The organism is Methylorubrum pseudosasae, assembly GCF_029504475.1.
GTDB classification, from domain to species: Bacteria; Pseudomonadota; Alphaproteobacteria; order Rhizobiales; family Beijerinckiaceae; genus Methylobacterium; species Methylobacterium extorquens.
Window position 1 is genome coordinate 986,193 of the sequence record NZ_JAQGDU010000002.1, and the last position, 25,229, is coordinate 1,011,421.

At 67.5% G+C, this 25,229-nt stretch carries 22 protein-coding genes and 1 pseudogene; 8 read left to right on the forward strand and 15 right to left on the reverse strand.

Features of this window, described 5'->3' with window-relative positions:
* Positions 1-5: 5 nt before the first annotated feature.
* The 4 genes and pseudogenes from M2437_RS05505 to M2437_RS05520 form a co-directional block, all read right to left on the reverse strand.
* Positions 6-1,205, reverse strand: coding sequence for an ABC transporter permease (locus M2437_RS05505; RefSeq protein WP_253386756.1), 1,200 nt, complete (start codon positions 1,203-1,205; stop codon positions 6-8).
* Position 1,206: 1 nt separating this feature from the next.
* Positions 1,207-3,946 (reverse strand): annotated as a pseudogene (rbbA, locus tag M2437_RS05510) (ribosome-associated ATPase/putative transporter RbbA).
* A 7-nt stretch (positions 3,947-3,953) separates the two neighbouring features.
* On the reverse strand, positions 3,954-4,985 hold the full coding sequence (locus M2437_RS05515; protein ID WP_253386758.1) for an HlyD family secretion protein: 1,032 nt from the start codon (positions 4,983-4,985) through the stop codon (positions 3,954-3,956).
* On the reverse strand, positions 4,982-6,184 hold the full coding sequence (locus M2437_RS05520; protein ID WP_253386759.1) for an acetate/propionate family kinase: 1,203 nt from the start codon (positions 6,182-6,184) through the stop codon (positions 4,982-4,984). Before M2437_RS05520 ends, M2437_RS05515 begins: the two co-directional genes overlap by 4 nt.
* An 864-nt stretch (positions 6,185-7,048) precedes the next feature.
* On the opposite strand from M2437_RS05520, the gene M2437_RS05525 reads away from it, so the two are divergent.
* Positions 7,049-9,436: a glycoside hydrolase family 65 protein gene (locus M2437_RS05525; protein ID WP_253386760.1), complete on the forward strand. Its 2,388-nt coding sequence runs from the start codon at positions 7,049-7,051 to the stop codon at positions 9,434-9,436.
* The gene (locus M2437_RS05530; RefSeq protein WP_253386761.1) at positions 9,420-10,160 is read left to right on the forward strand and encodes an HAD family hydrolase; all 741 of its coding nucleotides are present in this window, start codon (positions 9,420-9,422) and stop codon (positions 10,158-10,160) included. The genes M2437_RS05525 and M2437_RS05530 overlap by 17 nt, the downstream gene beginning before the upstream one ends.
* A 29-nt stretch (positions 10,161-10,189) precedes the next feature.
* On the opposite strand, the gene mltG is transcribed toward M2437_RS05530, so the two are convergent.
* From mltG to fabD, 5 genes are all read right to left on the reverse strand, one after another.
* Positions 10,190-11,593 carry an endolytic transglycosylase MltG gene (gene mltG / locus M2437_RS05535; RefSeq protein WP_003599985.1) on the reverse strand — a complete coding sequence of 468 codons (1,404 nt, stop codon included), beginning with the start codon at positions 11,591-11,593 and terminating at the stop codon, positions 10,190-10,192.
* Positions 11,594-11,855: 262 nt separating this feature from the next.
* Positions 11,856-13,118, reverse strand: a complete 1,263-nt coding sequence (gene fabF / locus M2437_RS05540) for a beta-ketoacyl-ACP synthase II (protein WP_003599984.1) — start codon at positions 13,116-13,118, stop codon at positions 11,856-11,858.
* 138 nt (positions 13,119-13,256) lie between these two features.
* A complete protein-coding gene (locus tag M2437_RS05545; RefSeq protein WP_003599981.1) occupies positions 13,257-13,493 on the reverse strand; it encodes an acyl carrier protein in 237 nt (78 codons plus the stop codon).
* A gap of 263 nt (positions 13,494-13,756) precedes the next feature.
* Positions 13,757-14,497 (reverse strand): 3-oxoacyl-[acyl-carrier-protein] reductase, encoded by a 741-nt coding sequence (gene fabG, locus M2437_RS05550; protein WP_012252330.1) that lies wholly within the window; start codon positions 14,495-14,497, stop codon positions 13,757-13,759.
* Positions 14,498-14,606: 109 nt separating this feature from the next.
* The gene (gene fabD / locus M2437_RS05555; protein WP_253386762.1) at positions 14,607-15,539 is read right to left on the reverse strand and encodes an ACP S-malonyltransferase; all 933 of its coding nucleotides are present in this window, start codon (positions 15,537-15,539) and stop codon (positions 14,607-14,609) included.
* 345 nt (positions 15,540-15,884) lie between these two features.
* Between fabD and M2437_RS05560 the strand changes: the two genes are divergently transcribed.
* Positions 15,885-16,214, forward strand: coding sequence for a hypothetical protein (locus tag M2437_RS05560; protein WP_003599975.1), 330 nt, complete (start codon positions 15,885-15,887; stop codon positions 16,212-16,214).
* 60 nt (positions 16,215-16,274) lie between these two features.
* On the opposite strand, the gene M2437_RS05565 is transcribed toward M2437_RS05560, so the two are convergent.
* Both M2437_RS05565 and M2437_RS05570 read right to left on the reverse strand, forming a co-directional pair.
* Positions 16,275-17,468, reverse strand: coding sequence for an aminotransferase class I/II-fold pyridoxal phosphate-dependent enzyme (locus M2437_RS05565; protein ID WP_253386763.1), 1,194 nt, complete (start codon positions 17,466-17,468; stop codon positions 16,275-16,277).
* A gap of 369 nt (positions 17,469-17,837) precedes the next feature.
* The gene (locus tag M2437_RS05570) at positions 17,838-18,872 is read right to left on the reverse strand and encodes a hypothetical protein (RefSeq protein WP_253386764.1); all 1,035 of its coding nucleotides are present in this window, start codon (positions 18,870-18,872) and stop codon (positions 17,838-17,840) included.
* A 346-nt stretch (positions 18,873-19,218) separates the two neighbouring features.
* On the opposite strand from M2437_RS05570, the gene M2437_RS05575 reads away from it, so the two are divergent.
* Complete coding sequence (locus M2437_RS05575) at positions 19,219-19,383, forward strand: hypothetical protein (protein WP_003599969.1); 165 nt, start codon at positions 19,219-19,221, stop codon at positions 19,381-19,383.
* Between the two features lie 59 nt (positions 19,384-19,442).
* On the opposite strand, the gene M2437_RS05580 is transcribed toward M2437_RS05575, so the two are convergent.
* A complete protein-coding gene (locus M2437_RS05580; RefSeq protein ID WP_253386765.1) occupies positions 19,443-20,807 on the reverse strand; it encodes an RsmB/NOP family class I SAM-dependent RNA methyltransferase in 1,365 nt (454 codons plus the stop codon).
* An 89-nt stretch (positions 20,808-20,896) separates the two neighbouring features.
* On the opposite strand from M2437_RS05580, the gene M2437_RS05585 reads away from it, so the two are divergent.
* Positions 20,897-21,124: a DUF1674 domain-containing protein gene (locus M2437_RS05585; protein WP_253386766.1), complete on the forward strand. Its 228-nt coding sequence runs from the start codon at positions 20,897-20,899 to the stop codon at positions 21,122-21,124.
* Positions 21,125-21,192: 68 nt separating this feature from the next.
* Here M2437_RS05585 and M2437_RS05590 read toward each other — a convergent pair whose 3' ends face one another.
* Complete coding sequence (locus M2437_RS05590; RefSeq protein WP_003604954.1) at positions 21,193-21,963, reverse strand: NAD kinase; 771 nt, start codon at positions 21,961-21,963, stop codon at positions 21,193-21,195.
* A 105-nt stretch (positions 21,964-22,068) separates the two neighbouring features.
* Here M2437_RS05590 and cutA point away from each other — a divergent pair, with 105 nt between their 5' ends.
* On the forward strand, positions 22,069-22,392 hold the full coding sequence (gene cutA, locus M2437_RS05595; protein WP_253386767.1) for a divalent-cation tolerance protein CutA: 324 nt from the start codon (positions 22,069-22,071) through the stop codon (positions 22,390-22,392).
* Between the two features lie 79 nt (positions 22,393-22,471).
* On the opposite strand, the gene M2437_RS05600 is transcribed toward cutA, so the two are convergent.
* Entirely contained in the window at positions 22,472-22,633 is a 162-nt protein-coding gene (locus M2437_RS05600) for a hypothetical protein (protein WP_003604956.1), read from the reverse strand.
* 65 nt (positions 22,634-22,698) lie between these two features.
* Positions 22,699-22,866: a hypothetical protein gene (locus M2437_RS05605; protein ID WP_277570228.1), complete on the reverse strand. Its 168-nt coding sequence runs from the start codon at positions 22,864-22,866 to the stop codon at positions 22,699-22,701.
* 157 nt (positions 22,867-23,023) lie between these two features.
* Between M2437_RS05605 and M2437_RS05610 the strand changes: the two genes are divergently transcribed.
* Both M2437_RS05610 and zwf read left to right on the forward strand, forming a co-directional pair.
* On the forward strand, positions 23,024-23,461 hold the full coding sequence (locus M2437_RS05610; protein ID WP_244413478.1) for a PilZ domain-containing protein: 438 nt from the start codon (positions 23,024-23,026) through the stop codon (positions 23,459-23,461).
* A 275-nt stretch (positions 23,462-23,736) separates the two neighbouring features.
* Positions 23,737-25,215 carry a glucose-6-phosphate dehydrogenase gene (gene zwf, locus M2437_RS05615; protein WP_012605578.1) on the forward strand — a complete coding sequence of 493 codons (1,479 nt, stop codon included), beginning with the start codon at positions 23,737-23,739 and terminating at the stop codon, positions 25,213-25,215.
* Positions 25,216-25,229: the final 14 nt, after the last annotated feature.

The following is a 25,229-nucleotide window of genomic DNA, read 5'->3' on the forward strand; positions in this document are numbered from 1 at the left end:
GGCGCTCAGTCTCCGAAGATCACGCGGCGGAAGCGGGCGAGGGCGAAGGCGAAGTAGACGCTGCCCAGAGCCGCGAGGGCGAGGAGCTGCGGCCAGACGATGGAAAGGTCCGCGCCGCGGTAGAGCACGGCCTGGGCGAGGGCGACGAAGTGCGGCGTCGGGCTCACGGTCTGCACGAGATATTGAAGCCAGACCGGCATGCTCTCCATCGGCGTGCTGCTGCCCGAGAGAAGCTGCATCAGCAGCAGCACCGGGATCACCAGCAGGCCGAACTGTCCCATGGAGGTGGCGATGGTGCCGAGTAGGATGCCCAAAGCCGCCACGGCGAGGGCGTAGAGGCCCGCCCCGAACAGGAACAGGGCGATGGAGCCGGCGATCGGCACGCCGAGCCACCACTCGACCACGATGAGCAGCGAGAACCCCGCCGCCACGAGGATCACCATCCCGTTGGCGATGATCTTGGCGAGCATGATCTCGACCGGCACCAGCGGCATCACCAGCAGGTGCTCCACCGTGCCCTGTTCGCGCTCGCGGATCAGCGCCGCCCCGGTGAGGATCACCGTCAGCAGCGTGATGTTGTTGATCACCTGCATCACGGAGGTGAACCAGCTCGTCTGGAGGTTCGGGTTGAACTTGGCCCGCGTCACCACCCGCACCGGTGCCGTGTCGTTGAGTTCGCTGCGCGCGGCGAAGGCGGCGATCTCCTGAGTGATGATGGTCTGGATGTAGACCGAGCCGTTGCCGGCCTGGGTCATGGCCGTGGCATCGACATCGAGTTCGATCGAGGTCGGGTGGCCGGACAGCACGTCCCGCTGCAGGCGCGGCGGCAGATCGATCACGAAGACCAGCCGGCCGGTATCCATGGCGGGATCGACCTCTTCGGGGCCGATCAGAACGACGTCCTTGAACAGCGGCTGGTTGAAGGCACTCACGATCCGCCGCGAGATGTCGGAGTGATCCTCGTCGACCACGCCGATGCTCACGTTGCGCACCTCGGTCGAGGCGCCGGAGGCGACGGAGACGATGGCGAAGGAGAAGGCGTAGACGACGAGGAACAGCATCACCGGATCGGCCCGGATGCTGCGCAACTCCTTGACGATGAGGCGGAACACGTTGGCGACGTGCGTGCCGAAGCCGAGCGGCGCGGGGGCGGGGACTTGGGTGCGAGCGGGGGCTTGGGCAGGAGCTTGGGCGGGAGCGGCCATGTCACGCCTCCTGCTTGCGCAAGAGCAGTTGCGACAGCACGAGGAACAGGAACGCGAAGCCCGCCAGCACCGCGATATTGGGCGCGAGTTCGATGAAGGGCAGGCCCTTGGTGAAGGCGCCGGCCGTGACCGGCTGGTACCACGCCGGCGGCAGCGAAAGCCCGATGATCCGCGCGCTGCCCGAGAGCGAGGAGATCGGCACCAGAAGCCCGGAGAAGTTGACCGCCGGGATGATCGACAGGAGCGCGGTGGCGAAGACCGCCGCGACCTGGGTCTTCATGAAGGTCGAGATGAACTGGCCGAACCCGGTGGTGGCCGAAACGTAGAACAGCGTGCCGAGCGCCAGGGCGATGAACGAGCCCTTCACCGGAACGTCGAACACGATCAGCGCGACGAGGACCAGCAGCAGGAAGCTGATCATTGCGATGCCGATATAGGGAAGCTGCTTGCCGACCAGAAACTCGAACTTGGTGACCGGCGTCGAGCGGAAATTGGCGATCGACCCCGTCTCCTTCTCGCGCACCACTGCGATGGCCGACATGATGGCGGGGATCAGGATGAGCAGCAGCATCATCACGCTCGGCACCATGGCGTTGACGCTGCGAAAGGCCTGGTTGTAGCGGAAGCGCGTCTCGACGCTCACGGTCTTGCCCGTTGCCGCGGCGCCCGTGCGCTCGATGACCAGTTGCTGAGCGTACTGGCTCGCCAGCGAGGTGACGTAGCCCCGGCTGGTCTCGGCCCGGAACGGCATCGCCCCATCGAGCCAGACGGCGACTTCCGGCACCCGGCCGGACTGAAGGTCGAGGCCGAACCGGGGCGGGATCTCCAGGGCGATCTGGACGGTGCCGCTGCGGAAGCGCTCGTCGAGTTCGGTCGCGGAGCGGATCGGCGCCTGTTCGCTGAAGTAGCGCGAACTGGTGAAGGCCTCGGTGAGCTGCCGGCTCTCCGGGCTGTTGTCCTGGTCAAAGGCGGAAAAGCGCAGGTTCTCGACGTCGAACGAGATGCCGTAGCCGAAGGCGACCAACAGCAGCATCGGGCCGATGAAGGCGAAGGCGATGCGGATGGGATCGCGCAGCAACTCCATCGTCTCGCGCCTCGCATAGGCCCAGAGCCGGCGCGGATCGAACAGGTGGCGATGCGGCGCGGGCCGAGTAGAGGCGGCGGGGAGATCCGCTGGCGGAGCAGCCGGTTCCTCCCGGTCGATGCCGGCGGCCTCGGCGAGATAGCCGATGAAGCAATCCTCCAGCGAAGTGCTGCCGCGCTCGCGCACGAGGTCGGCGGGCGTGCCGACGGCCAGCACCCGGCCGGCATGCATGAGCGAGATGCGGTCGCAGCGCTCCGCCTCGTTCATGAAGTGGGTGGACAGGAAGATGGTGACGCCCTCGTCGCGCGAGAGGTCGATCAGGGTGCGCCAGAAGGCGTCGCGGGCGATGGGATCGACGCCCGAAGTCGGCTCGTCGAGGATCAGCATGGCCGGCCGGTGCAAAACGGCCACCGCGAGTTGCAGCCGCTGCTTGATGCCGAGCGGCAGGCTGTCGGGCCGCGCGTCCTTGACGGGTTCCAGCTCGTAGCGGTCGAGCAGCTCCCGGATCCGCACCGGCCGGTCGTGCGGCGGCAGATGGTAGAGCTGGGCGTGCAGCTCGAGGTTCTGCAGCACGGTCAGCTCGCTATAGAGCGAGAAGGCCTGCGACATGTAGCCGACGTTGCGCCGGGTCTCCATGTCGTTGCTGCCGACGGGCCGGCCGAACAGCCGCGCGGTGCCCTCCGTGGCCGGCAGGAGGCCGGTGAGCATCTTCATCGTCGTGGACTTGCCGCAGCCGTTCGAGCCGAGGAAGCCGAAGATCTCACCGCGGCCGATACGGAAGCTGACATCGTCGACCGCGGTGAAGCTGCCGAAGCGCCGCGTCAGGTGCTCGGCCTCGATCGCCGGCTCTGCGTCGAGCCCCGGCGGGCGGGGCCGCAGCACCACCGCCTTGTGCTGCGCCTGCTTCTCGGGCGGCAGCAGCGCGATGAAGGCCGCCTCCATGTCGGGCTTGGCCGTCCGCTCGAGCAGCTCGGCGGGGCTGCCGCTCGCGATGACCTTTCCGTCATCCATCGCCACCAGCCACTCGAAGCGCGAGGCCTCGTCCATGTAGGCGGTGGCGACGACGACGCTCATGCCGGGCCGGCGCGCCCGGATCGAGCCGATCAGGTCCCAGAACTGTCCCCGCGAGAGCAGGTCCACGCCGGTGGTCGGCTCGTCGAGGATCAACAGGTCGGGATCGTGGATGAGGGCGCAGCAGAGGCTGAGCTTCTGCTTCATGCCGCCGGAGAGCTTTCCGGCGGGCCGCGCCTCGAAGGGTTCGAGGCCGGTCGCTGTGAGCAGGTCGGTGATGCGGGTCCGCCGTTTGCGCTGTCCCTGTCCGAACAGCCGGCCGTGGAAGTCGATGTTCTCGAAGACGCTGAGCGTCGGGTAGAGATTGCGGCCGAGTCCCTGGGGCATGTAGGCGATGCGCGCGCCCTGCGCCGCACGGTGGCGTCGCTCCGCCATGTCGCCGCCGAGCGCCAGAACCTGGCCGGTCTGGATCCGGCGCACCCCCGCGACCAGGGCGAGCAGGGTCGAATTTGCCGATGCCGTCCGGCCCGATCACCCCCACCATGCGCCCCGCCGGCAGGCCGAGCGACACGTCGTCGAGCGCGACCGTCCGGCCGTAGCGGTGCGAGACATGGTCGAGCCGGGCGATCTCGGCCGCGTCGTTCATGCCGGCCTCACGGCAGCTTCACGGCGAGGTCGGGCGGCCACGCGACGTTGCCCTTGATGCGCACGAACCCGATGCCGCGCACGCCGGTCTTCACCCGCTTGCGGTAGGTCTTCAGCACCTGCGGATCGATCTGGAGCTTGATGCGGAAGGTCAGCTTCTCGCGCTCTTCCTCGGTCTCGACGCTTTTGGGCGTGAACTGCGCGTCGGCAGCCACGAAGCTGATCGTCGCCGGCACGACGTATTGCGGAACCGGATCGAGGATGATGCGGGCCTCGTCGTTCAGCGCCAGCGGCCCGGCCTGCGACGCCGGCAGGTAGATCGTCATGTAGACGTCCGAGAGGTCGAGCAGCGTCAGGATGCGGGTGCCGGCGCCCACCACCTCACCCTCCCGCGCCAGCCGGTACTGCACCCGCCCGTCGCGGGGCGCCCGCAGCACGAGATCGACCAGCATGGCCTCCAGCCGCTGCACGTCGGCTTCGGCGCTCTGCACGGCGAACTTGGCCTGATCCTCCTGCGCCTTGGCGGCGTCGAGCGCCGCCTTGGCCGCCTCGGCCTTGGCCTTGCGCTGGTCGAAGATCTGCTTGGCCATGTAGCCCTTGCCGACCAGCTCCTTGCCGCGGCTGTAGTCGGCGTCGGCGAAGGTGAGGTCGCTGTTGCGCTGGGCGATCAGGGCGACGGCCTCGGCGAGGCTCTTCTTGGCCCGCAGCACCTGGGACTGGGCGCCGCGCAACTGCGCCTCGGTCTCGGGCGAGGAGATCGTGGCGACGACCTGCCCCGCGCTCACCTCGTCGCCCTCCTTGACGAGGAGCTTCGAGATTCGGCCCGCATATTTCGCGGCGACATCGACCTGCGTCGCCTCGATGCGCCCGTTCGACTTGGCGATGCCGTCCGGCATCTTCTGGCCGCGCAGACGGTCGATCAACTGCTTCAGGCGCGATTGCGCGAGGGATGGTGGTGGCGTCGCGACGGCGAAACCGGTGGCGAGCAGGATCGCAAGCAGGGCCCCGCGCGCCCTGGGGCCCGGCCTCGTCCGCCTCATGCCCTCGCCCCTGACGCGATTCGATCCAGCAGACGCATCGTGTGTTTCGCGATCATAAGCTCTTCGTCGGTCGGGATGACCCAGATCTGCGCCCGGCTTCCCGATGCATCGAGTCTTGCGACGCCCGAACCGTTGGCGTCATTGCTCAGGATCAAACCCGCCCAACTCAAATCGGCGATGATGCGCCGCCGGATCTCGGGCGCGTTCTCGCCGATCCCGGCCGTGAAGACGAAGGCGTCGAGGCCGCCGAGCGTCACGGCGAGGGCGGCAGCCGCCTGCGCCACGCGCCGGCAGAAGAAGGCGACCGCCAGGGCCGCCTCGGGCCGGTCGCTCGCCAGCAGCGTCCGCACGTCGTTGCTGAGGCCGGACAGGCCGAGCAGCCCGCTCTCGTAATAGAGCATGTGCCCGACCTCGGCCGGCGTCATGCCCCGATGCTCGATGAGATGCAGCACGACGCCGGGATCGAGCGCACCGCAGCGGGTTCCCATCGGCACGCCGTCGAGAGCGGTGAAGCTCATGGTGGTTTCCTGGCTTCGGCCCTCCTTCAGCGCACAGAGCGAGGCGCCGGAGCCGAGATGGGCGATCACCACGCGCCCGTCCGCAGTTTCCGGCGCGATCTCCTTCAAGCGCCCGGCGACGTATTCGTAGGAAAGGCCGTGGAAGCCGTAGCGCCGAACGCCCTCGTCATGGAGGAAGCGGGGGAGGGCGAACCGATCGGACAATTCCGGATGGCCGCGATGGAAGCTGGTATCGAAACAGGCGACCTGCGGCAGATCGGGCCGGCGCTGCCGCAGCACACGGATCGGATCGAGGTTGCCGAGCTGGTGGAGCGGCGCCAGCGGAATGAAGGTTTCGAGCCGGCGCAACACGGCGTCATCGATCAGCACCGGCTCCGCGAAATCCGCTCCGCCATGGACGACCCGGTGCCCGACCGCGACGATCGTCGTGTCGCCAAGATGGTGCACGAGACAATCCGCGAGATGGTGCTGGGCCGCCGAGGAATCGGGCACCTCGTCGGCCTCAAGCCGGCGCTCCTCCAAGAGGGCGCCGCTCCCGTCCGTCACCTTCAGCGAGGGTGTGCTGCCGATCCCGCTCATCCCCCCGCTCAAGCTCGGCGCGAGATCGGCGCCCTCGATGCGGTACAGCTTGAACTTGATCGACGAGCTGCCCGCATTCACGACGAGGATGCTGTCGCGCATCTCAATTCCACGCCGGAGCCGCGTCAGGAGAAGGCGGAGCGACGGCCGTGGCGATCGACGGCCTCGTCGCAATGCCTCGCGAACGGTTTTGGTCGAGTTGTACGGGCCGCGAGATCCAGGATCGCATCCAACCTCTTCCCTCTATCGACCGCGTATCCAATCGGGCGAGCCGCTGCCGGCCCGACCTTGCCGAAGGAATAAAAACTCTTCCAAAGCAGCAAATGATGATCTTGGACTTCTATCGAGAGCATGGCGGTAGAATGATTGCCAACTTATCCCGATAACATTTGATCAATAAATGAAATCTCATGCATGGAAGGCCCGTGCACCTGTCGTTCAACACGGACAATTCGGTCTGGTTGCGCAGATTTGCTAAGATGGTGGGCTGAAACCTGTCGCGACTGCTGTCGGGTGCGGGAACCGACGTCGCGCAGCCTGCATTTGCAAAAGCGCAACGGTTTCTACCTCGGCTGTTGCGCGAGCTTTGTCACGGCCTCCCCTGAGTCGAAAAGAGGCGTTCAGTTCGTATTCCGACAGGTTATTTGTCAACGAAATCAGCAATCGTTTCACAGAACCCTGGTCTCGCCGCTTCAACAGGCACTCCCGCGCTTAGCCGAAATGGCGACCGCTTCAGCAGGCAAGAAAACGCGACAACAGAGGTTTGATCATATCGACCGGTCCGAGGTGATCGGTCACGACACGAGAGCACCTGACGCCGTCGCTGTGCCCCTGGAGACCACGGCCGATGCCATCCCGCTGCATCCGGCCCCGGGGCGACGCCATCGATGCCGATGACGCCGGCCATCGGCGCGCAAACGATGGCGCGGCGGCGACTTCCCTCGAAACGGAGAGAACGGACGACCGATGCTGCGCCCGCGCCTCATTCCACCCACCGACATGTTTCCCCCGAACCCCTGGGCGGTCGAGGCCGTCCGCTACGACGGCCGGATGGCGCGCGAACTCACTGGGCAGGCGGAGACGATGTTCGCCCTGTCGAACGGTTATCTCGGGATGCGCGGGGTCACCGACGAGGGGATGCCGGTCCGTGAGCCGGGCACCTATCTCAACGGCTTCTACGAGTATCGCCCCATCGTCTACGGCGAGCGCGCCTACGGCTTTCCGACCGTCGGGCAGAGCATCCTGAACTGTCCCGACGGGACGGTCCTGAAGCTTTCCGTCGATGACGAGCCCTTCACCCTCCCGGAGGCCGAGATCCTCTCGTATCGCCGGGTCCTCGACTTCAGGGCCGGCACTTTGAGCCGGGACGTGTCGTGGGTGACGCCTGCGGGCAAGCGCCTGACTCTGCGCACGCTCCGCCTCGTTTCCTTCGCGCATCGCCATCTCGCCGCCATCACCTATGAACTCACGGCCGAGAACGCCGAGGTGGCGGTGGTGATCGCGTCCGAGTTGCGGAACGATCAGCCCCTGGCCACCGATACCAGCGATCCCCGCTTGGCGGAGGGGTTCGTCGGGCGTGTCCTGCATCCGACCGGAACGCAGTCGGAGGCGTTGCGCTCGATCCTCAGCTATCGCACCGGAAGTTCGGGGCTGGTGCTCGGCTGCGGCATGGACCATGTCGTCACGGCCGATTGCCCCCTCGCCGTACGGGCCACCTGCGACGACGATCTCGCCACCGTCGTCCTACGCGGCGTTCTCGCCCCCGGCGGGGTGATCCGCATCCAGAAATGCCTGAGCTACCACTACTCCGGCAGCGTGGCGCCCGAGCAGATCCGGTCGCAGGTGGCATGGACGCTGGACCACGCGGTCGAGAGCGGCATCTCCTCGATCGTCGCGCGCCAAAGGCGGGACATGGACCGCTTCTGGGAGCGGGCCGACGTGACGGTGGAGTCGGCCAGCCCACGCATACAGCAGGCGATCCGCTGGAACCTGTTTCAGTTGATGCAGGCCTCGGAGCGGGCGGAAGGCCATGGCATCGCCGCCCGCGGACTGACCGGGCGGACCTATGAGGGACATTACTTCTGGGACACCGAGGTCTACGTTCTGCCGTTCCTGATCTACACGAATCCGCCGATGGCGCGGAGCCTGCTCAAGGTCCGCTACGACATGCTCGACTGCGCCCGCGACCGGGCCCGGGAACTCGGGCAACGCGGCGCGACCTTCCCGTGGCGGACCATCAACGGGCGCGAGGCTTCCGCCTATTATGCTGCGGGGACGGCGCAGTATCACATCAACGCCGACATCGCTTACGCGCTTCGCAAATATGTGGAGGTGAGCGGGGATGTCGATTTCCTGTGCCGCTACGGCGCCGAGATCCTCGTCGAGACCGCGCGCCTGTGGTGCGATCTCGGGTTCTTCTCCGAGCGGATGGGCGGCCGCTTCTGCATCCACGGGGTGACGGGGCCGGACGAATACACGGCGCTCGTCAACAACAACTGCTTCACGAACCTGATGGCTCGGGAAAACATGCGCTACGCCGCCCAAACCGTGCGGATGCTGGAGCGCGACCACCCCGCTAGCTTCGATGCCCTCGTGCGTCGCACCAGCCTCGATCCAGACGAACCCGATGCCTGGGATCAGGCGGCCGAGCGGATGTACCTCCCCTACGACGAGGCGCTGAAGGTCCACCCGCAGGACGACACGTTTCTCGAATTGGAGAAGTGGGATTTCGCCGGGACGCCGGAGGATCATTATCCGCTTTTACTGCATTATCACCCGCTGAACCTCTACCGCGTGCAGGTGATCAAGCAGGCCGATATGGTCATGGCGATGTTCCTGCTGAGCGAGCAATTTACGCCCGAGGCCAAGCAACGGAACTTCGCGTATTACGACCCGCTGACCACCCACGACTCGTCTCTGTCCGTCTGCATTCAAAGCATTGTCGCCAACGAGATCGGCCTGCGCGAGAAGGCGTTCCATTACTTCAATTTCGCCGTAGCGATGGACATCTCCGACATCGGCGGAAACATGATGCACGGCGCTCACATCGCGGCCATGGGCGGCACGTGGCTCGCTCTGGTCTACGGCTTTGCCGGGATGCGCGATACGGGCGGGCGCATCACCTTCAAACCATGCCTGCCCGATGCCTGGACGCGGCTGAGCTTTACCCTGACGGTGCGCGGCCAGACGATCCGGGTCGCGTTGAGCCACGCCTCTGCCACCTACACGTTGCTGGCGGGCGAAGGCTTGACCCTCTGGCATGTCGAGGAAGACGTCCGCCTGTCGGGAGCGGAGCCTTCGGTCACGAAAGCGATCCGCCGGCCGGCCGGGGACGACCATGCCGCCCAACCGTGATGCTGTGCCCCGAAAGCTGAGCGCGGTGATCTTCGACGTCGATGGCGTGCTGGTGGATTCGCCCCACGAGCAGGCATGGCGCGAAGCCCTGGCGGAGTTCGCCGATCCGACCGGCTTCACCACGGCCTTCTACCAAGCCCATGTCGCGGGCAAGCCGCGCCTGGAGGGCGCGCGGGCCGCGCTGGAGCGTCTCGGCGACGCCGACGCCCATGCCGCAGCGTTTGCTGAGAGGAAGCAGGCGGTGATCGACCGCCTGATTGCCGAGGACCGCTTTGTGGCCTTTCCGGACGCGATTCGCCTCGCGGTCGAGCTGCGGGATGCCGGGTTGCGCACCGTGCTCGCCTCGTCCTCGAAGAACGCCGATGCGGTGCTGGCCCGCGTGATCCTACCCGATGGGTGCACGCTGCGGTCGCTGTTCGATGCGGATGTCAGCGGGCGCGACGTGCCGCGCGGCAAGCCCGACCCCGCCCTGTTTCAGCTCGCTGCCAAAGCCGTGAACGTGCCGCCGGCCGAATGCCTCGTCGTGGAGGACGCGCCAGCGGGCATCCGGGCGGCGCAGGCCGGCGGAATGGCCAGCCTCGGTATCGCCCGCCTCGGCGACGAGGCCCTGCTGCGGGCGGCCGGCGCCGACCTCGTCGTGACTTCCCTCGACCAGCTCGATGTCGCCGCCTTGGGCAGCGGGAGCCTTCGGACCCGATCCGTCGAAGCGGCGCACGACCCGTGAGCCGCACCGGCGACGGGCTGTCTCTACCGCTACGGGTTGCGGAGTGCCGGCACCGTCTTCGGTGACCCGAGGTCGTAGGTCTTGTTGCGCAGGGGATCGAGCCGGGTGCCTTCGGAGGCATCGAAGGCCTTCGGACGCGGGCCGCCCGCACCGCCATCGCTGGCGCCGTCGATCGCGAAGGCCGAGTTCGAGCCCGGCGCATAGGCCGAGGCGCGGCCGGGAGCGGCGCCGGGTTGGCCGGAATTGGGCTCGGCGGTGTTCGGATCGACCTTGTCGACCGCGCCCGGATCGGCCGGCTGCGATTGCTGGCGGGACCGCTCGACTTGCCGCCAGCGGGTGACGTTGCGCTGATGACCCTCCAGCGTATCGGCGAAGGCGTGGCCCCCGGTGCCGTCGGCGACGAAGAACAGATCCTTGGTCCGCGACGGGTTGGCGACCGCCTCCAGAGCCGCACGGCCGGGATTGGCGATCGGGCCGGGCGGCAGGCCCTCGATCACGTAGGTGTTGTAGGGGGTCGCCCGCTCGATCTCCGAGCGCATGATACCGCGCCCGAGGGTGCCGCGCCCGCCGACCAGGCCGTAGACGATGGTCGGATCGGATTGCAGCTTCATCCGCTTTTGCAGCCGGTTGACGAACACGCCCGCGACCCGCGGACGCTCGTCGGCCCGACCGGTCTCTTTCTCGACGATGGAGGCCAGCGTCACCATCTCGGCGGGCGTCTTGACCGGCACCTCGGGGCTGCGGCGCTGCCAGATCTGGTTCAGCACCTCGCGCTGCTTGGAGCGCATCAGGTTGAGGATCTGCTGGCGGGTGGCGCCGCGCTCGAACTTGTAGGTGTCGGGGAGAAGCGAGCCCTCGGGCGGCGTCTCGGAGATCTCGCCCGAGAGGATGTCGTTGTCCCCGAGCCGGGCCACGATCTGCTCCGAGGTCAGGCCCTCGGGGAAGGTGATGGCGTGCTGGACCTGACGTCCGTTGGTCAGGGTCTCGATCGTGTCCTTCACGCTCGAATGGGCCTTGAACATGTACTCGCCATGCTTCAGCGGCCCCTTGCCGCCGAAGCGGGCGGACATCTCGAACAGGCTCGGATGATCGATCACGCCCTCACGGGCGAGGATGCTGGCAATCTCCGAGGTCCCGCTGCGGCTGGGAATCACCACAACCTTATCGGCGGAGAGCGGCCCCGGCTCGGAGGTCTGGCGATTGAGCAGGGTCAGGCCGATCAGGGCGCCGAGCGCGAGGACGACGCCGAGGGTGAGGAACCCGCTGATGGTGGCGAGCAGGCCGCCGCGGCGGCGCTCGGGCTTCTCGGGCGGGGCCGGGGCGACGGTGGGCTTGATGGCCTCGCTCGGGCTGCGCGGCGAAGGCCGGTTCGGAAGCGACGGCTCCTCGGAAGCGGGCGGCGGAGACGGCGGCTCTTGTCGTCTGCGAAACATCCGGAATCCTGCTGTAGCCCTACGCGAAGGTCCGTCCAGAGCCTTCGGCGCCGGTCGCTCGACCCGAGGGCGGAGCGTGCGACGCCGCGGCACGATGGACGAAGCCTCGAGTGTCTCTCACGAAACGCTCGCTCGTGGACCGGGCGTTTTGTGAGGCAGTGTAAGCAGTTTTGTGGCGAAATGGCGTTGTCTGCGGCAGAGCCGCCGCAGCCGACGCGCGTTCAGGCCCAGATTGCCAAGGCCAAGTTTGCCGAGGCTGTCGTCAGGCGACCCGGCGCATCAGCAGCGAGGCATTGGTGCCGCCGAAGCCGAACGAGTTCGAGAGAACCGTGTCGACGCGCTTGCGCTTGGCCTCGTGCGGGATGAGGTCAATCGCGGTCTCGACCGACGGATTGTCCAGGTTCAGCGTCGGCGGCATGACGCCGTCGCGGATGGCGAGCACGGAGAAGATCGCTTCCACCGCCCCGGCGGCGCCGAGCAGGTGGCCGATGGCCGACTTCGTTGATGACATCGACGCCTTGGAGGCGGCATCACCGAGCAGACGCTCGACGGCCTTCAGCTCCAGTTCGTCGCCGAGCGGCGTCGAGGTGCCATGGGCGTTGATGTAATCGATCTCGGACGGATCGATCCCGGCCCGCTTCACCGCCGCCTTCATGCAGCGGTAGCCGCCGTCGCCGTCCGGGGCCGGCGAGGTGATGTGGTAGGCGTCGCCCGACAGGCCGTAGCCGATCACCTCGGCATAGATCTTGGCGCCGCGCGCCTTGGCGTGCTCGTACTCTTCGAGCACGACGATGCCCGCGCCTTCGCCCATGACGAAGCCGTCGCGGTCGCGGTCGTAGGGCCGGGAGGCCTTGGTCGGCTGGTCGTTGAAACCGGTCGAGAGCGCGCGGCAGGCGGCGAAGCCCGCCAGCGACAGCCGGTTGACCGGCGCTTCGGTGCCGCCGGCCACCATCACGTCGGCGTCGCCGAGCGCGATCAGCCGCGAGGCGTCGCCGATGGCGTGCGCGCCGGTGGAGCAGGCGGTGACGACCGCATGATTCGGGCCCTTCAGCCCATGCTGGATCGAAACCTGCCCCGAGGCGAGGTTAATGATTCGGCCGGGAATGAAGAAGGGCGAGATGCGCCGCGGACCCTTCTCGTGGAGGGTCACGGAGGCGTCGTAGATCGTGCCGATGCCGCCGATGCCCGAACCGATCAGGACGCCGCTGGCCTCCTGATCCGCGTCGGATTTCGGATGCCAGTCGGCATCGTCGAGCGCTTGGCCGGCAGCGGCCATGGCATAGACGATGAAAGGATCGACCTTGCGCTGCTCCTTGGCCTCCATCCACAGATCGGGATTGAAGGTGCCGTTGGAGCCGTCGCCGAAGGGCAGCGTGCAGGCGATCCGGCACGCGAGGTCGTCGGTCTGGAACGCGGTGACCGCGGAGGCTCCGCTGTCACCGGCGATGAGGCGGCTCCAGGTATGCTCGACGCTGCCACCCAGCGGCGAAACCATCCCTAGTCCCGTGATCACCACCCGCCGCATTGCACGATCCCAACCGATCCGCTTAAGTCCCTAAAGGACGCTTTTGCCCTGAAGGACCGTTCCGTCCCGCAGGGCGCTTTGTTCAAAACGTGACGGCGCGCGGGGCCTCATCGACCCCGCCCGCACGAGCCCACCGCCTCAGGCGGAGTTCTTTTCCAGGAACTTGATCGCGTCACCGACCGTCTGAATGGTCTCGGCCGCGTCGTCCGGAATCTCGACGTTGAACTCCTCCTCGAACGCCATCACCAGCTCGACGGTGTCGAGGCTGTCGGCGCCGAGATCGTCGATGAAGTTGGAGGCCTCGGTGACCTTCTCAGGCTCGACGCCCAGGTGCTCGACGACGATCTTCTTCACGCGCTCGGCGATATCGCTCATCGTTGTTGGTCCTCGTCTTCTCGATCGTGATGGTGTGTGCTTCTGACGAAAGCGCCGTGGCCGCCTCACCCACTTCGGGGCTTGTTTTGGACGGCCGGTGTTCGATCGCGCGTGGTTTGGAAAAAGCCGCAACCCGCTGAACCGTCAACTCCCCTGCACGGCTGAGCCGGGTGTTAACACAGGGTTTCCGCTCTGGCGAGTGGCGGTTCAGAAAGCGTTCATCGCCGTGGTTTTCCGGTTGGAACACCTCTTTGTGGACATTCTCAGTACATCGCCATGCCGCCATTGACGTGCAGCGTTTGGCCCGTCACGTAACCCGCTTCTTCCGAGGCGAGATAGACTGCGGCGGCCCCGATTTCGGCGCCGGTGCCGAGTCGGCCGGCGGGTACGCGGGTGAGAATCGTCTCGCGCTGCTTCTCGTTGAGCGCGTCGGTCATCGCCGAACTGATGAAGCCGGGCGCGATGCAGTTGACCGTGATCCCGCGCGTCGCGACCTCGGCCGCCAGAGCCTTGGTCATGCCCACCAGCCCGGCCTTGGCAGCGGCGTAGTTGCCCTGGCCCGGATTGCCGGTGGCGCCGACGACCGAGCCGATGCCGATGATGCGTCCGTGGCGGCGCTTCATCATCCCTCTAAGCGCGGCGCGCGACAGGCGGAAGGCGGCGGTCAGGTTGACGTTGAGCACCGCCTCCCATTCCTCGTCTTTCATCCGCATGAAGAGGTTGTCGCGGGTGATGCCGGCGTTGTTGATCAGGATGTCGAGGCCGCCGAGCGCTGATTCGGCGGCCGGAAGCAGCGCTTCCACCGCCTCCTTGTCGGCGAGGTTGGCCTCGACCACCGCGACGCGCTCGCCGCCGAGTTCTGCCGCCAGCTCGTCGAGTACCGCGCGGCGGGTGCCGGACAGCGCGACATGGGCGCCCTGCGCGTGCAGCGCCCGGGCGATCGCCCCGCCGAGTCCGCCGGTCGCGCCGGTGACGAGGGCCTTGCGGCCGGTGAGGTCGAACATGGTGTCGGCTCTTCTGGTCGTCGTGGAAATTCGGAGTGCCTCATAAAACGCCCGGTCACCGATCGTCTGCCCTTGGGCACGACGGCAAGGGGCGTTTCGTAAGAGACGCTCAGGCGTAGGCGGCGACGTCGTCGGGCGTGCCGACCGCGCTCGCGGTCGCGCCCGGCGCAATCCGCTTGACGAGGCCGGTCAGCACCTTGCCGGCGCCGAGTTCGAAGAAGCGGTCGACGCCCGCCCCGGCCATGGCGGCGACGCTCTCGCTCCAGCGCACGGTGCCGGTGACCTGGGTGATCAGCGCGTTGCGGATCGCGTCCGGCTCCGTGAGCGGGCCGGCGGTGACGTTGGCATAGACCGGCACGGCGGGGGCGTGCATCGGCACCTCGGCCAGTGCTCGGCGCATCGCTTCGGCGGCGGGCGCCATCAGCGCGCAATGGAACGGGGCGGAGACGTTGAGGAGCACCGCGCGGCGCACGCCGCGGCTCTGTGCCAGCGCCATCGCCCGCTCCACCGCCTCCCGGTGGCCGGAGAGCACGACCTGCCCCCCACCGTTGTCGTTGGCGACATCGCAGACCAGACCCTCCGCCGCCTCGCCGGCGATGTTGCGGGCGGTGGCGAGATCGGGCCCGATCAGCGCAGCCATGGCGCCGATGCCCGGCGCGACGGCCCGCTGCATCGCCTCGCCGCGAATCCGCAGCAGGCGGGCGGTATCGGAAATCGAGAAGGTGCCGGCGGCTGCGAGCGCCGAATATTCACCGAGGGAATGGCCGGCGACGAAGGCCGCATCGCGCGCGAGATCCAGGCCGCGCTCGGCCTCCAGCGTGCGCAAAACGGCGAGGCTCGCTGCCATCAGCGCCGGCTGGGCGTTGGCCGTCAGCGTCAGCTCGTCGGACGGACCCTCGAACATCAGGCGCGAGAGGTTCTGGCCGAGCGCCGCATCGACCTCCTCGAACACCTGGCGGGCTGCCGGAAACGCTTCGCTCAGCGCCTTGCCCATGCCGACGGCCTGACTGCCCTGACCCGGAAAAATGAACGCTCGCGTCATGTCGTCCCGTCGCCTCGGCGCCGGAACGGATGCACCGGCGGATCGGTGTCCCGTCCGATGTCACGCGGTACCGTCGCCGTCACGAGAGGGACTGGCGGTACCCGGATCGTCGGGAACTCCGTTTAAGGTGCGGCGCAGTCGCATCACGTGCGGCGAGTGTCAACAATGCGCTGCACAAGATCAGAGCAGCGGAAAAGCCAAGCTCGACCACGGAATCAGGTGCCCGATCACGGTCGAGCTTGGCCTGCGCCCTCGAACATTATCGATGTCGCAATCAGAACCGAGTGCATTTCCGCGCATTGATCGAAAGGCCCTCGCGTGGATGGTCCCTGCGAGACACACCCCATGTTCCGCACGATGTATCCCCAGGAGGCGGTCGGGCACGCCCATGCCCTGATCGGTGCCTACGAGACCGCCCATGCCGGGCTCGCCCGGATCTCGCACGAGTTCCGCCGCGACTTGTGCCTGGCCCTGGACAGACTCGGGCCCGGCGCGGCGCCCTATCTGCGGGTCGTCCGCAGTGATCTTGAAGATCGCACCTCGGCGGCGCGTGCGACGTGGCCGCTCTGGATCGACCGGCTCACCGACCCGATGATCGATCGCCGCCTGATCGCATCCCGTGCGCTGCTCGACGCCGTCGAGAGCGAGGCCGACGCCCGTGGGATGATTCTCTGACGATTCCGTTCCGAAGCCACGATCACCGGCTTCGTACAAACGGCGTTCCCGTCGCCGTGACTAGGCGGCGACGAGCAGGTTCGGCCGGCGCGATCGCTCGGCCAGATCGGCACGCGCCCGGTCCAGCGCCTCGGCGACGCCGAGGGCGGCGCGTGCGATCTCCGCGTCGGAATGCTCGGCGGTGACGTGCATCCGCAGGCGGCTGGCCTCGCCTGACGCGGTGAGATCGACCAGCAGGCCGAGTTCGATCAGGCGCGGTGCGGCAAGGCGGGCGAGTTCGCCGGAGCCGATCGCGACGGAGACGCTGGTGCAGGGCTCGCCGCAGACGGTCAGCGCCCGCTCCCGCAGGGCCGTGCGCAGGTTCAGCACGTTGCGCATCAGCCGGGCGCGGCGTTCACACCCGTCGGCCTCGTCGATGAGGGTGAAGGCCTTGAGGAGCACCGCGATCTGAATCGGCGAGAGCGCCTGCGCGTCGGCCTCAGAGGCCCGCAGACAGGCCGTGACCGCGCGGGTGCGGGCGGCGACGAAGCCGCCGTTCGAGGCGAAGCTCTTCGTGAAGCTGCCGGTGACCAAGTCGGCCTTGCCCAGCATGTCCTGGAGGCCGAGATGGCCGCGCCCGTCCTCGCCGAGACAGCCCAGATCCTGGGTGACGTCCACGAGGAGCGTCGCACCGTACTCGTCACAGAGCGTGCGCAGGGCGGCGAGGTCCGGCGTTCCGGAATCGAGCGGCGACAGGCTCTCGGTCACGACGAGGATGCCGTTCTCGGCGTCGCGCGCCCGGATGGCCCGGAGCCGGGCGCGGCAATGCTCGGCATCCAGATGGCGGAACGGGCGGAGGTGTGCGGTGGCCGCCTCGGCACTCTCCCGGAGGCCGCTCCGGATGGCGGCGTCGATCACCACGTGGTCGGTCGAGCGCACGAGGCCGCGGATCACGGTGCGGGCCGCGGCACGGCCGGTCGCGCAGAGCAGAGCCTCCTCCATCTGAAGGAAGTCGGCGATCCGGCGCTCCAACGCCACCGAGAGACCGGGATCGCCGGCCTCGGCCGCGGCGCAGACGCTGCGCACGCCGAAGCGGCGGAGGGTGTCGGCGGCGGTGGCCACGATCTCCGGGTGGGTCGAGAGGCCGAGGCAATCCTGCGAGGCGAAGTCGAGCCCACGGAGGGGGCGGTCGCCGAACGAGGCGGCCTTCGGCAGAAGGTGGACGCCGTCCGTGCGATCCCGGTCCGTCGCGTCGGTCTGTTCACGATGTCTCATGCCATCCCGTCCGATGCCGCGCCAATCTCGAGATCCGACTTTCGGCGGTGGCGGCTTGCCATCGGGTTAAACGGCAACGGTCCAGAGAAAATGCATCGGCGCGTATTTAACGAAATGCTTCTTTCGCGCTTTCGAACTGATCGCCAATTTCGCGCTTCAGTGTCGAGATGATGGGGGCGCCGGCCCGGCTAAACTTATCGAAACGTGAATCGAGGCTGCCGGAAATCTTTCGCAAACCATTTTGGCGCGGCCGGGATGGGCTGCTGTCTCTCGTCGATGATGAATGCAGCTGCCCTTTGAACGGTTCGGGGCGCCGCCTTGTCCAGGCGGCGCCCCCGAGCGTTGTGCACAACGGGGTTCCGCGTCGGATCAGATCACCGGAAGCCCCGCCATGCTCGCGCCGATCCTGTAGCCGTCGCCGAAGAGGGCTTCGTGCGCGAAGTAGTAGACGCCGAGGAACAGCATCAGCGCGCTGGCATAATAGACCGGCGCCAGAACCACGTCCCGGCGGGTGGCGGGGACCCGGACGTCGTCGGCGGCGATGGCGATCAGGACCGCGATGATGCCCGAGTGGCCGATGGCGTCGACCTTGCCGAATTCGAAGATGGCCGAGATGAAGACCGCCGTCAGGATGATCGCCGAGGCGCGGCGCACCAGGGGCGTCCAGATCAGAGCGAAGGCCAGCGTGAACTCGATGATGCCGGCGGCCTGCATGAAGAGTTCCGGCGAGGCGCCCATCGTCATGGCCGGCTTGGCGGCGATGAGCGGATCGGTCCAGTGCGGGTAGGCCCACTTCTCGACCGAGGCCCACATCAGGGTGATCGCGGCGGAGATGCGCACCACGTCGATCGGGCGCTGGCCGAACAGCTCGCGATCGAGGGCGGTCAGAGCGAGGAAGGCGGCCACGCCGAGGAACACCGGATAATCGGCGAGATGGAACACGCCGTAGTTCCAGACAGCGAAGCCGAACAGGAACACGATGCCGGCGGCGGTAAAGGGAAGGGTGCGCTTCCAGAGCAGACCGGCGGCCATGGCGAGCTGGAGCCACGGGATCCAGGTGGCATCGGTCTTCAGTTCCGGCGTCAGGATGATGCCGCCGAGGTTCCAGAGCGAGACGAGGAAGAACCCGACCACCGCCCGCACGATGAGGCCGCTATGGATCCGAGCAAGCGCGGTGACGCGGTCCAGCGCGTTGAGGAGCGCGGTGCCGAGCGGCGTGCCCTCCATCAGACAGCCGAACATCAGGCAGACAAGGGCCAATCCGGTGAGAAGCTCGAAGTCGGCGCAGAGGACCTGTTCGAGGCCGCGGGGCTGCCCGGCGACGTCGAAGGCACAAAACCATTTGACGTGGGCGCTGGCCGCCCCGGTCCCGAAAACTAGAAAGCCTGCTGCGCCTGCAAGCATGAGAGGAGAGCGCACCCAGAAGCTGGACACGTGAGACATGGAGCCGCCGAAACGGGAGGGAAGTTCGTTGTGCAGGAGAAACTTAGCGCAATCCGATGGGCCTCGCTAAGGCTTTGTTTACCCACTTGAACGATTGGTTAACGGGGATTGTGTAACAAAGGTTATGCAACCTCGGGGCGCTCGACACGCCCGGTCGATGCGTCGTCTTCCCAGGGTGATCGGTGAACCTGTGGAGAACGGGGGTAGCGGGGATGCCCAGCAGCGCCGCGGGCGCGTTAACGCTTCGGAAGGCCGTGTTGATGACGGCTGGACCAGCGCCGCGCGGGTCGCTCGATCGGGACAATGAATGATTGCACTGCTCAGCCTCGTCAGCCTGACCTGTGGCCTCGCTCTCGCCGGACAGGCGCCGCGCTTTCCCGGCTGGACGGCCCGGATGGAGATGGCCGGCGGTCTCTCGCTCGTGACGGGTCTCGCCACGGTCGGGGCCGGACTGAAGGCCTACTGCATCTGAGCCGCATGTTGTGAGTCCGGCCCGCGAACGGACCGGTTCACAGGATCACGTGTGCGAGCTCAGTCGCGCCGCCGCAGAAGGCTCGCGAAGAATCCATCCAGGCCACCCGCTCGTCCGATGCCGCCGACGACGTGAGAGGGCAGGGTGCGCAGGTCGCCCGAGGCGTCGATCAGCTCGGCATGGCCGGACAACCGGTCGGGCGTGATCGCGATCCGCTCGAAATCCGGATTGCGGGCCAGGAACGCCGCGACTTGCGCGCTGCCTTCCTCGGGCTCCAGGGAGCAGGTGCAATAGACGAGGCGCCCACCGGGCCGCGTCAGCCGTGCGGCCTTGTCGAGCAGGCGGCGCTGCAAGCCGGCCAAGCGGATCACGTCCGCCTCGCTCTTCGTCCAGACGACATCGGGATGGCGACGGATCGTGCCGGTCGCCGAGCAGGGCGCATCGAGAAGCACCGCGTCGAAGGGCGCGTCCTCCGGCAAAGCGAGGGCATCGGCGGTAACCACTTCGGCGGAGAGGCCGAGGCGTTCGAGGTTCCGCCCGAGGCGTTCCAGCCGCACGGCCGAACGGTCCACCGCGGTGACCGCGGCGCCGGCGGCGGCCATCTGGGCCGTCTTGCCGCCGGGCGCCGCGCAGAGATCGACGACGCGCTCGCCCGAGACGGGCGCGAGCAGCCGCACCGGCAGGGCGGCGGCGGCATCCTGCACCCACCATGCGCCCTCCGCGTAGCCGGGAAGCTCGGCCACCGCCTGCCGCACCTCTGCGAGCCGCACCGATCCGAGATCGAGCCGGATGCCCCCGAGTCGCTCGGCCCAGGTCTCGGGATCGTGGGGAATCGTGAGATCGACGGCCGCACCTTCGAGATGTGCGACGGCGATGCGGCGCGCCGTCTCTTCGCCGTAGGCGGCCTGCCAGCGCCGGGCGAGCCAGTCCGGGGTGTTGTGGGCGAGCGGATCGCTCTCCTGCGCCCGGATCTCATCACGCTCGCGCGCGATCCGGCGCAGAACGGCGTTGACGAGGGGCACGAGATGCTGGAGCTGCGGATCGGCTTTGGCGAGGCGCACCGAGAGATCGACGGCGGCGTGGTCGGCCACCGCCAGATCGAGGATCTGCGCCGCGCCCGTCACCAGCAACGCAAGGAGGTGGGGCCGGTCTTCCGGCAAGCCGTCCCGCAGGCGAGCGGCGAGCGCCGCCTTGATGAAGCCGAGGCGGCGGAAGCTCGCCGTGGCGATCGCTCGAGCCAGCGCGGCTTCCCCCGCATCCAACCCCGCGCCGCGGGCGGCCTGGGCGAGCGCGTCCTCGAGCGCCAGGCCGCGGGCGGGCCCGAGCAGGGTCGCCACCGCTTCCCGCGCAGCATGGCGTGCCGCAAGGCCGGGGACCGACGGGTCAAAGGGGGGCGGCGGGCGGCGGTTGGGGGTCGGTGCCACGCGTAAAGGGCCGTTCTGGGCTAAAAGGGATCGGAGGGGTCTCGCCCCGGAGCCGACGCAGTCACATCTGTCGGCGAGGGATGCAAGCAATGAAGGAGATCGGCATGACGCAGGCGGATGCCAAGGAGAAGGACGCAGCCTCGCGCGCCCTTTCCCCGGCGGCCCAGCGCGCGCTGGCGGAAGCGGCCGAGCGGCGGGCGGCGATCGACGCCCGCGCGGCCAAGATCGCCGAGCGGCCCGAAATGCTCGGGCGCGGCGGCCTGGAGCCTGTCCGCTACGAGGACTGGGAGGTGAAGGGCCTCGCCAGCGACTTCTGACCGGACGCTGACGCTGACCCCATGCCCGGACCCCTTGAAGGGCGTCCGGCGTCGGCCGCCGGAGCGAATCAGCCGAATTGCTCGCGCAGAATGCGCTCTTCCAAGCTATGGCCGGGGTCGTGCAGCAGCACGAGATCGGTGGCGTGGTCGAGCCATGTCTCCACCGTGCAGACGCGGCGGAACTCGGTGTGGTCGGCCACCGCCGCGACGGGGCGGTGTTCGGCGTCGATCACGTCGATGCGGATGCGCGCGTGGTTCGGCAGCAACGCGCCGCGCCAGCGCCGGGGCCGGAAGGCCGAGATCGGCGTCAGCGCCAGGAGATGCGCGTTGAGCGGCAGGATCGGTCCGCCGACTGAGAGGTTGTAGGCGGTCGAGCCGGCGGGCGTCGCAGCGAGGATGCCGTCGGCGATGAGTTCCGGCAGGCGGACATGGTCGTCCACCGAGACCCGCAGCTTCGCGGTCTGGTGGGTCTGGCGCAGCATGTAGACCTCGTTGATCGCCCGCGCCGTGTGGCTGTTCCCCTCGGTGTCGGTGGCGATCATCGTCATCGGATGGATCGTCGAACGCTTGGTCGCCTCCAGCCGTTCGAGCAGGCCTTCTTCCCGGAACTCGTTCATCAGGAAGCCGACCGTGCCGCGGTTCATGCCGTAGATCGGCTTGGGCGCATCCATGAAGCGGTGCAGGACCTGAAGCATCAGGCCGTCGCCGCCGAGCGCGACGACGACATCCGCCTCCTCGGGCGAGACATGGTCGTAGCGGCGCATCAGCAGGTCCGCCGCCTCCCGCGCATCGGCTGTGGGGCTCGCCACGAAGGCAATCCGTGAAAAGCGACGCGGCATCCGTGCTGTCAGCCCTGTTGACGGGAAGAGGCCGAGCCGGTCTCACTCGGGGTTCGAGCCGACCACCCGCGAACGGGCGCCGGCCTGCCGAGGGAGAGCCATAGCATGGAGCGGCCGCTCCTCGTCTACACGACCTTTCCCGATGCCCCGACCGCGCTCGAAATCGGGGAAGCTCTCGTGCGCGCCCGGCTCGCGGCCTGTGTGAACGTGATTCCGGGGATGCAGTCGGTCTATGCCTGGAAAGGCGCGGTCGAGCGCGGCACCGAGGTCGTCGCGATCCTCAAGACCCGGGAGAGTCTGGCCGACGCGCTGGCGGCGGAGCTGAAGCGGCGTCACCCTTACGAAACCCCGATCATCCTGCATCTGCCGGTCTCGGGGGCCGACCCGGACACCGCGGCCTGGATCGCATCGGAAACCGGCCTCGGCTGATTGAGCCGGCATGACCCGACATGCGAAGGGCGCGGACCCCGTCACCGGAGCCGCGCCCTCGAAACGTCGCTTGAACGCTTCAGGCGCCGACGAGGGGTGAGAACGAGCGCTGCTGGTGAGCGATGCTCGCCTCGTAGCGCTCGGCTTGCAGCCTCGTCAGGCCCGCGACCAGGGCCATCGACCCGCGATAGACGGTGTAGGTGCCGTCCTGGGTCGGTTTCACGCGAATGAGCTCGGACACGGGACCTCTCCCTGCCAGGGGTCAAACTTTGAACGCGTTACGATGAGGGCAGGTTAATCGGTTGTTCATGTCTTGCAAGCGGCTTTGAGCTTCGCATCACGCAATATTTTTGCTGCATTGCAAGACGAGCCGGCTTGTTTCGCAGTGCGGCTGTAATCACGGAAGATAAAATCCACTTTTCTGCGAATACCTTCGCAGACTTGGCTGCACATGCGGGCATCGGCAGCGTCCATTGTGCGTGTGGCGTGAGACGCGGTGCGTCTTCGATGGATGCCCGGTTGTGGTGCAACGAAAAGGCACGCTGCGGGTGGACGTTTGTCGCGGTGCAAATGTTGCATCAACACTTTGCTTGTATCGTCCGTTTCAAGAAGCCTTATGCCACGGGCCCCCATGCCGGATTCCCAGCCCCCGTTTGCCGATTTCCCCTTCGACCTGACAGCCGACGAGACCGCGGCACAGGTCGAAGCGGCGCTTGTCGCGCGGCGAGAGGAACGGACATCCACGAACTGGATCGCGCTGATCCGGCTTTTCGACGGCACCGAGATCCCCTGCAACGTCAAGGATATCTCCAAATCCGGTGCCAAACTCGGCGTGCCCGCGACCTATGAATTGCCGTCCGCCTTCATGATCAGAATCATCGGCCGGGACTTCGTGCTGCGGGTCAATCTCGCTTGGCGGCGGGGCAATTATGCGGGCGTCCGCATCGAACGCATCGCCAAGCTGCCGGTCGTCGAAGAGAAGAAGGCACCGGCCGATGGGCCGGCCTCGAAGCCGACCCCGAACTACAGCTCCATTGGCACGCGCCGCAGCCGCATCTCGCCCGACTGAGACGATGGAGCCGCGGGCGGGCGATGGGGTCGCGCTTCCGCAGACCTTGAAGGACTCGCCGTGGCGGTGACCGTCCGTTTCAAGCGTCTCGGCTTGTTTGTTCGGCAGCGCACTTGCAAGGCGTCGCCGTGAACCGATAACCCAGCGTGCCGGGGCTTTTCGAGCTTCGGCAACCTCTCGGGTGTGAGCCGCGGGGCCGCAGGAGCCGTTTCTGCTGACGACCGGCACCTCGAATCCCGCGCGAAACCATCCTGCGCGAAACATGGGAGCCGCGCTTGGCCACCATCATCCCCGTCTCGCCCTTCGATTACGTCGTGTTCGGCGCAACCGGCGACCTGACGCAGCGCAAACTCCTGCCGGCCCTCTACCAGCGCTATCGCGACGCCCAGATCCCGGAGACGAGCCGCATCATCGGCGCGTCGCGCAGCCACATGAGCGTGGAGGAGTTCCGGGAGCACGCCCGCGATGCCCTGAAGAGCTTCGTGCCGCCGGCCGAGATCGACGACGCGCGCCTCGCCGGCTTCCTCGATCACCTGTTCTACGTCGCGATCGATGCCCTGGGCGACGAGGGCTGGGACGACCTCAAGCGCCTGCTCGACGAGCGCCCCGACCGGATCCGGCCCTACTATCTCGCCACCTCGCCCGATCTCTACGGCGCGATCTGCCGCAACCTCGACCGCTACGGGCTGATCGGTGAGAACAGCCGCGTCGTGCTCGAAAAGCCGATCGGCAAGGACCTGAAATCGGCCCGCGCCATCAACGATGCCGTCGGCGCGGTGTTTCCCGAGAGCCAGATCTTCCGCATCGACCACTATCTCGGCAAGGAGACGGTGCAGAACCTGCTAGCCCTGCGCTTTGCTAACACGATCTTCGAGCGGCTCTGGAACGCCGACGTGATCGACCACGTGCAGATCACGGTGGGCGAAACGGTCGGCGTCGAGGGGCGCGGCGGCTACTACGACACCTCCGGCGCCCTGCGCGATATGGTGCAGAACCATATCCTCCAGCTCCTCTGCCTCACGGCGATGGAGAGCCCGATCTCGCTCGACGCGAACTCCGTGCGCGACGAGAAGCTGAAGGTGCTGCGCGCCCTCAAGCCCATCACCGCCGCCGACGTGCAGAGCGTGACCGTGCGGGGGCAGTACGTGGCCGGCGCGGTCAGCGGCCGTCCGGTGGAGAGCTACCACACCGACCTCGGCAGCAATGCCGCGAGCCGCACCGAGACCTTCGTCGCCCTCAAGCTCGAAGTGCGCAGCGGGCGCTGGGCGGGGGTGCCGTTCTACGTGCGCACCGGCAAGCGCTTGCCGAAGAAGCTGTCCGAGATCGTGGTGCAGTTCCGCGCCTCGCCCTTCTCGATCTTCCCGAACGACGCCTTCGGGCGCGAGCCGAACCGCCTCGTCATCCGGCTCCAGCCGGAGGAGGGGATGAAGCTCGAAGTGATGACCAAGGATCCGGGCCCCGGCGGCATGCGCCTGCGCCCGACCAATCTCGACATCTCGTTCGAGGAGACGTTCAAGCAGCGCTATCCCGACGCCTACGAGCGGCTTCTGATGGACGTGGTGCGCGGCAACGCCACCCTGTTCATGCGCCGTGACGAGGTGGAGGTGGCCTGGGCCTGGGCCGACACCCTGCTCAAGGCCTGGGCCGACCGCCCGGACCCGCCGCGCCCCTACGCCGCCGGAAGCTGGGGACCGACCGCCTCGATCGCGCTAATCGAGCGCGACGGCCGCACGTGGCACGAGGAAATCGGCTGACGCCTCGGGGCACG

What these genes read in the sequence shown, in the direction of transcription:
- M2437_RS05545 (WP_003599981.1), bottom strand. Translation starts at nt 13,493, where the DNA reads ATGAGCGATATCGCCGAGCGCGTGAAGAAGATCGTCGTCGAGCACCTG.
- cutA (WP_253386767.1), top strand. Translation starts at nt 22,069, where the DNA reads ATGGAGCGGCCGCTCCTCGTCTACACGACCTTTCCCGATGCCCCGACC.
- M2437_RS05605 (WP_277570228.1), bottom strand. Translation starts at nt 22,866, where the DNA reads ATGGACGCTGCCGATGCCCGCATGTGCAGCCAAGTCTGCGAAGGTATT.
- M2437_RS05610 (WP_244413478.1), top strand. Translation starts at nt 23,024, where the DNA reads ATGCCGGATTCCCAGCCCCCGTTTGCCGATTTCCCCTTCGACCTGACA.
- M2437_RS05515 (WP_253386758.1), bottom strand. Translation starts at nt 4,985, where the DNA reads ATGAGGCGGACGAGGCCGGGCCCCAGGGCGCGCGGGGCCCTGCTTGCG.
- M2437_RS05525 (WP_253386760.1), top strand. Translation starts at nt 7,049, where the DNA reads ATGCTGCGCCCGCGCCTCATTCCACCCACCGACATGTTTCCCCCGAAC.
- M2437_RS05505 (WP_253386756.1), bottom strand. Translation starts at nt 1,205, where the DNA reads ATGGCCGCTCCCGCCCAAGCTCCTGCCCAAGCCCCCGCTCGCACCCAA.
- fabG (WP_012252330.1), bottom strand. Translation starts at nt 14,497, where the DNA reads ATGTTCGACCTCACCGGCCGCAAGGCCCTCGTCACCGGCGCGACCGGC.
- fabD (WP_253386762.1), bottom strand. Translation starts at nt 15,539, where the DNA reads ATGACGCGAGCGTTCATTTTTCCGGGTCAGGGCAGTCAGGCCGTCGGC.
- M2437_RS05520 (WP_253386759.1), bottom strand. Translation starts at nt 6,184, where the DNA reads ATGCGCGACAGCATCCTCGTCGTGAATGCGGGCAGCTCGTCGATCAAG.
- M2437_RS05585 (WP_253386766.1), top strand. Translation starts at nt 20,897, where the DNA reads ATGAAGGAGATCGGCATGACGCAGGCGGATGCCAAGGAGAAGGACGCA.
- mltG (WP_003599985.1), bottom strand. Translation starts at nt 11,593, where the DNA reads ATGTTTCGCAGACGACAAGAGCCGCCGTCTCCGCCGCCCGCTTCCGAG.
- M2437_RS05575 (WP_003599969.1), top strand. Translation starts at nt 19,219, where the DNA reads ATGATTGCACTGCTCAGCCTCGTCAGCCTGACCTGTGGCCTCGCTCTC.
- M2437_RS05565 (WP_253386763.1), bottom strand. Translation starts at nt 17,468, where the DNA reads ATGAGACATCGTGAACAGACCGACGCGACGGACCGGGATCGCACGGAC.
- M2437_RS05530 (WP_253386761.1), top strand. Translation starts at nt 9,420, where the DNA reads ATGCCGCCCAACCGTGATGCTGTGCCCCGAAAGCTGAGCGCGGTGATC.
- M2437_RS05570 (WP_253386764.1), bottom strand. Translation starts at nt 18,872, where the DNA reads ATGCTTGCAGGCGCAGCAGGCTTTCTAGTTTTCGGGACCGGGGCGGCC.
- M2437_RS05560 (WP_003599975.1), top strand. Translation starts at nt 15,885, where the DNA reads ATGTTCCGCACGATGTATCCCCAGGAGGCGGTCGGGCACGCCCATGCC.
- M2437_RS05590 (WP_003604954.1), bottom strand. Translation starts at nt 21,963, where the DNA reads ATGCCGCGTCGCTTTTCACGGATTGCCTTCGTGGCGAGCCCCACAGCC.
- fabF (WP_003599984.1), bottom strand. Translation starts at nt 13,118, where the DNA reads ATGCGGCGGGTGGTGATCACGGGACTAGGGATGGTTTCGCCGCTGGGT.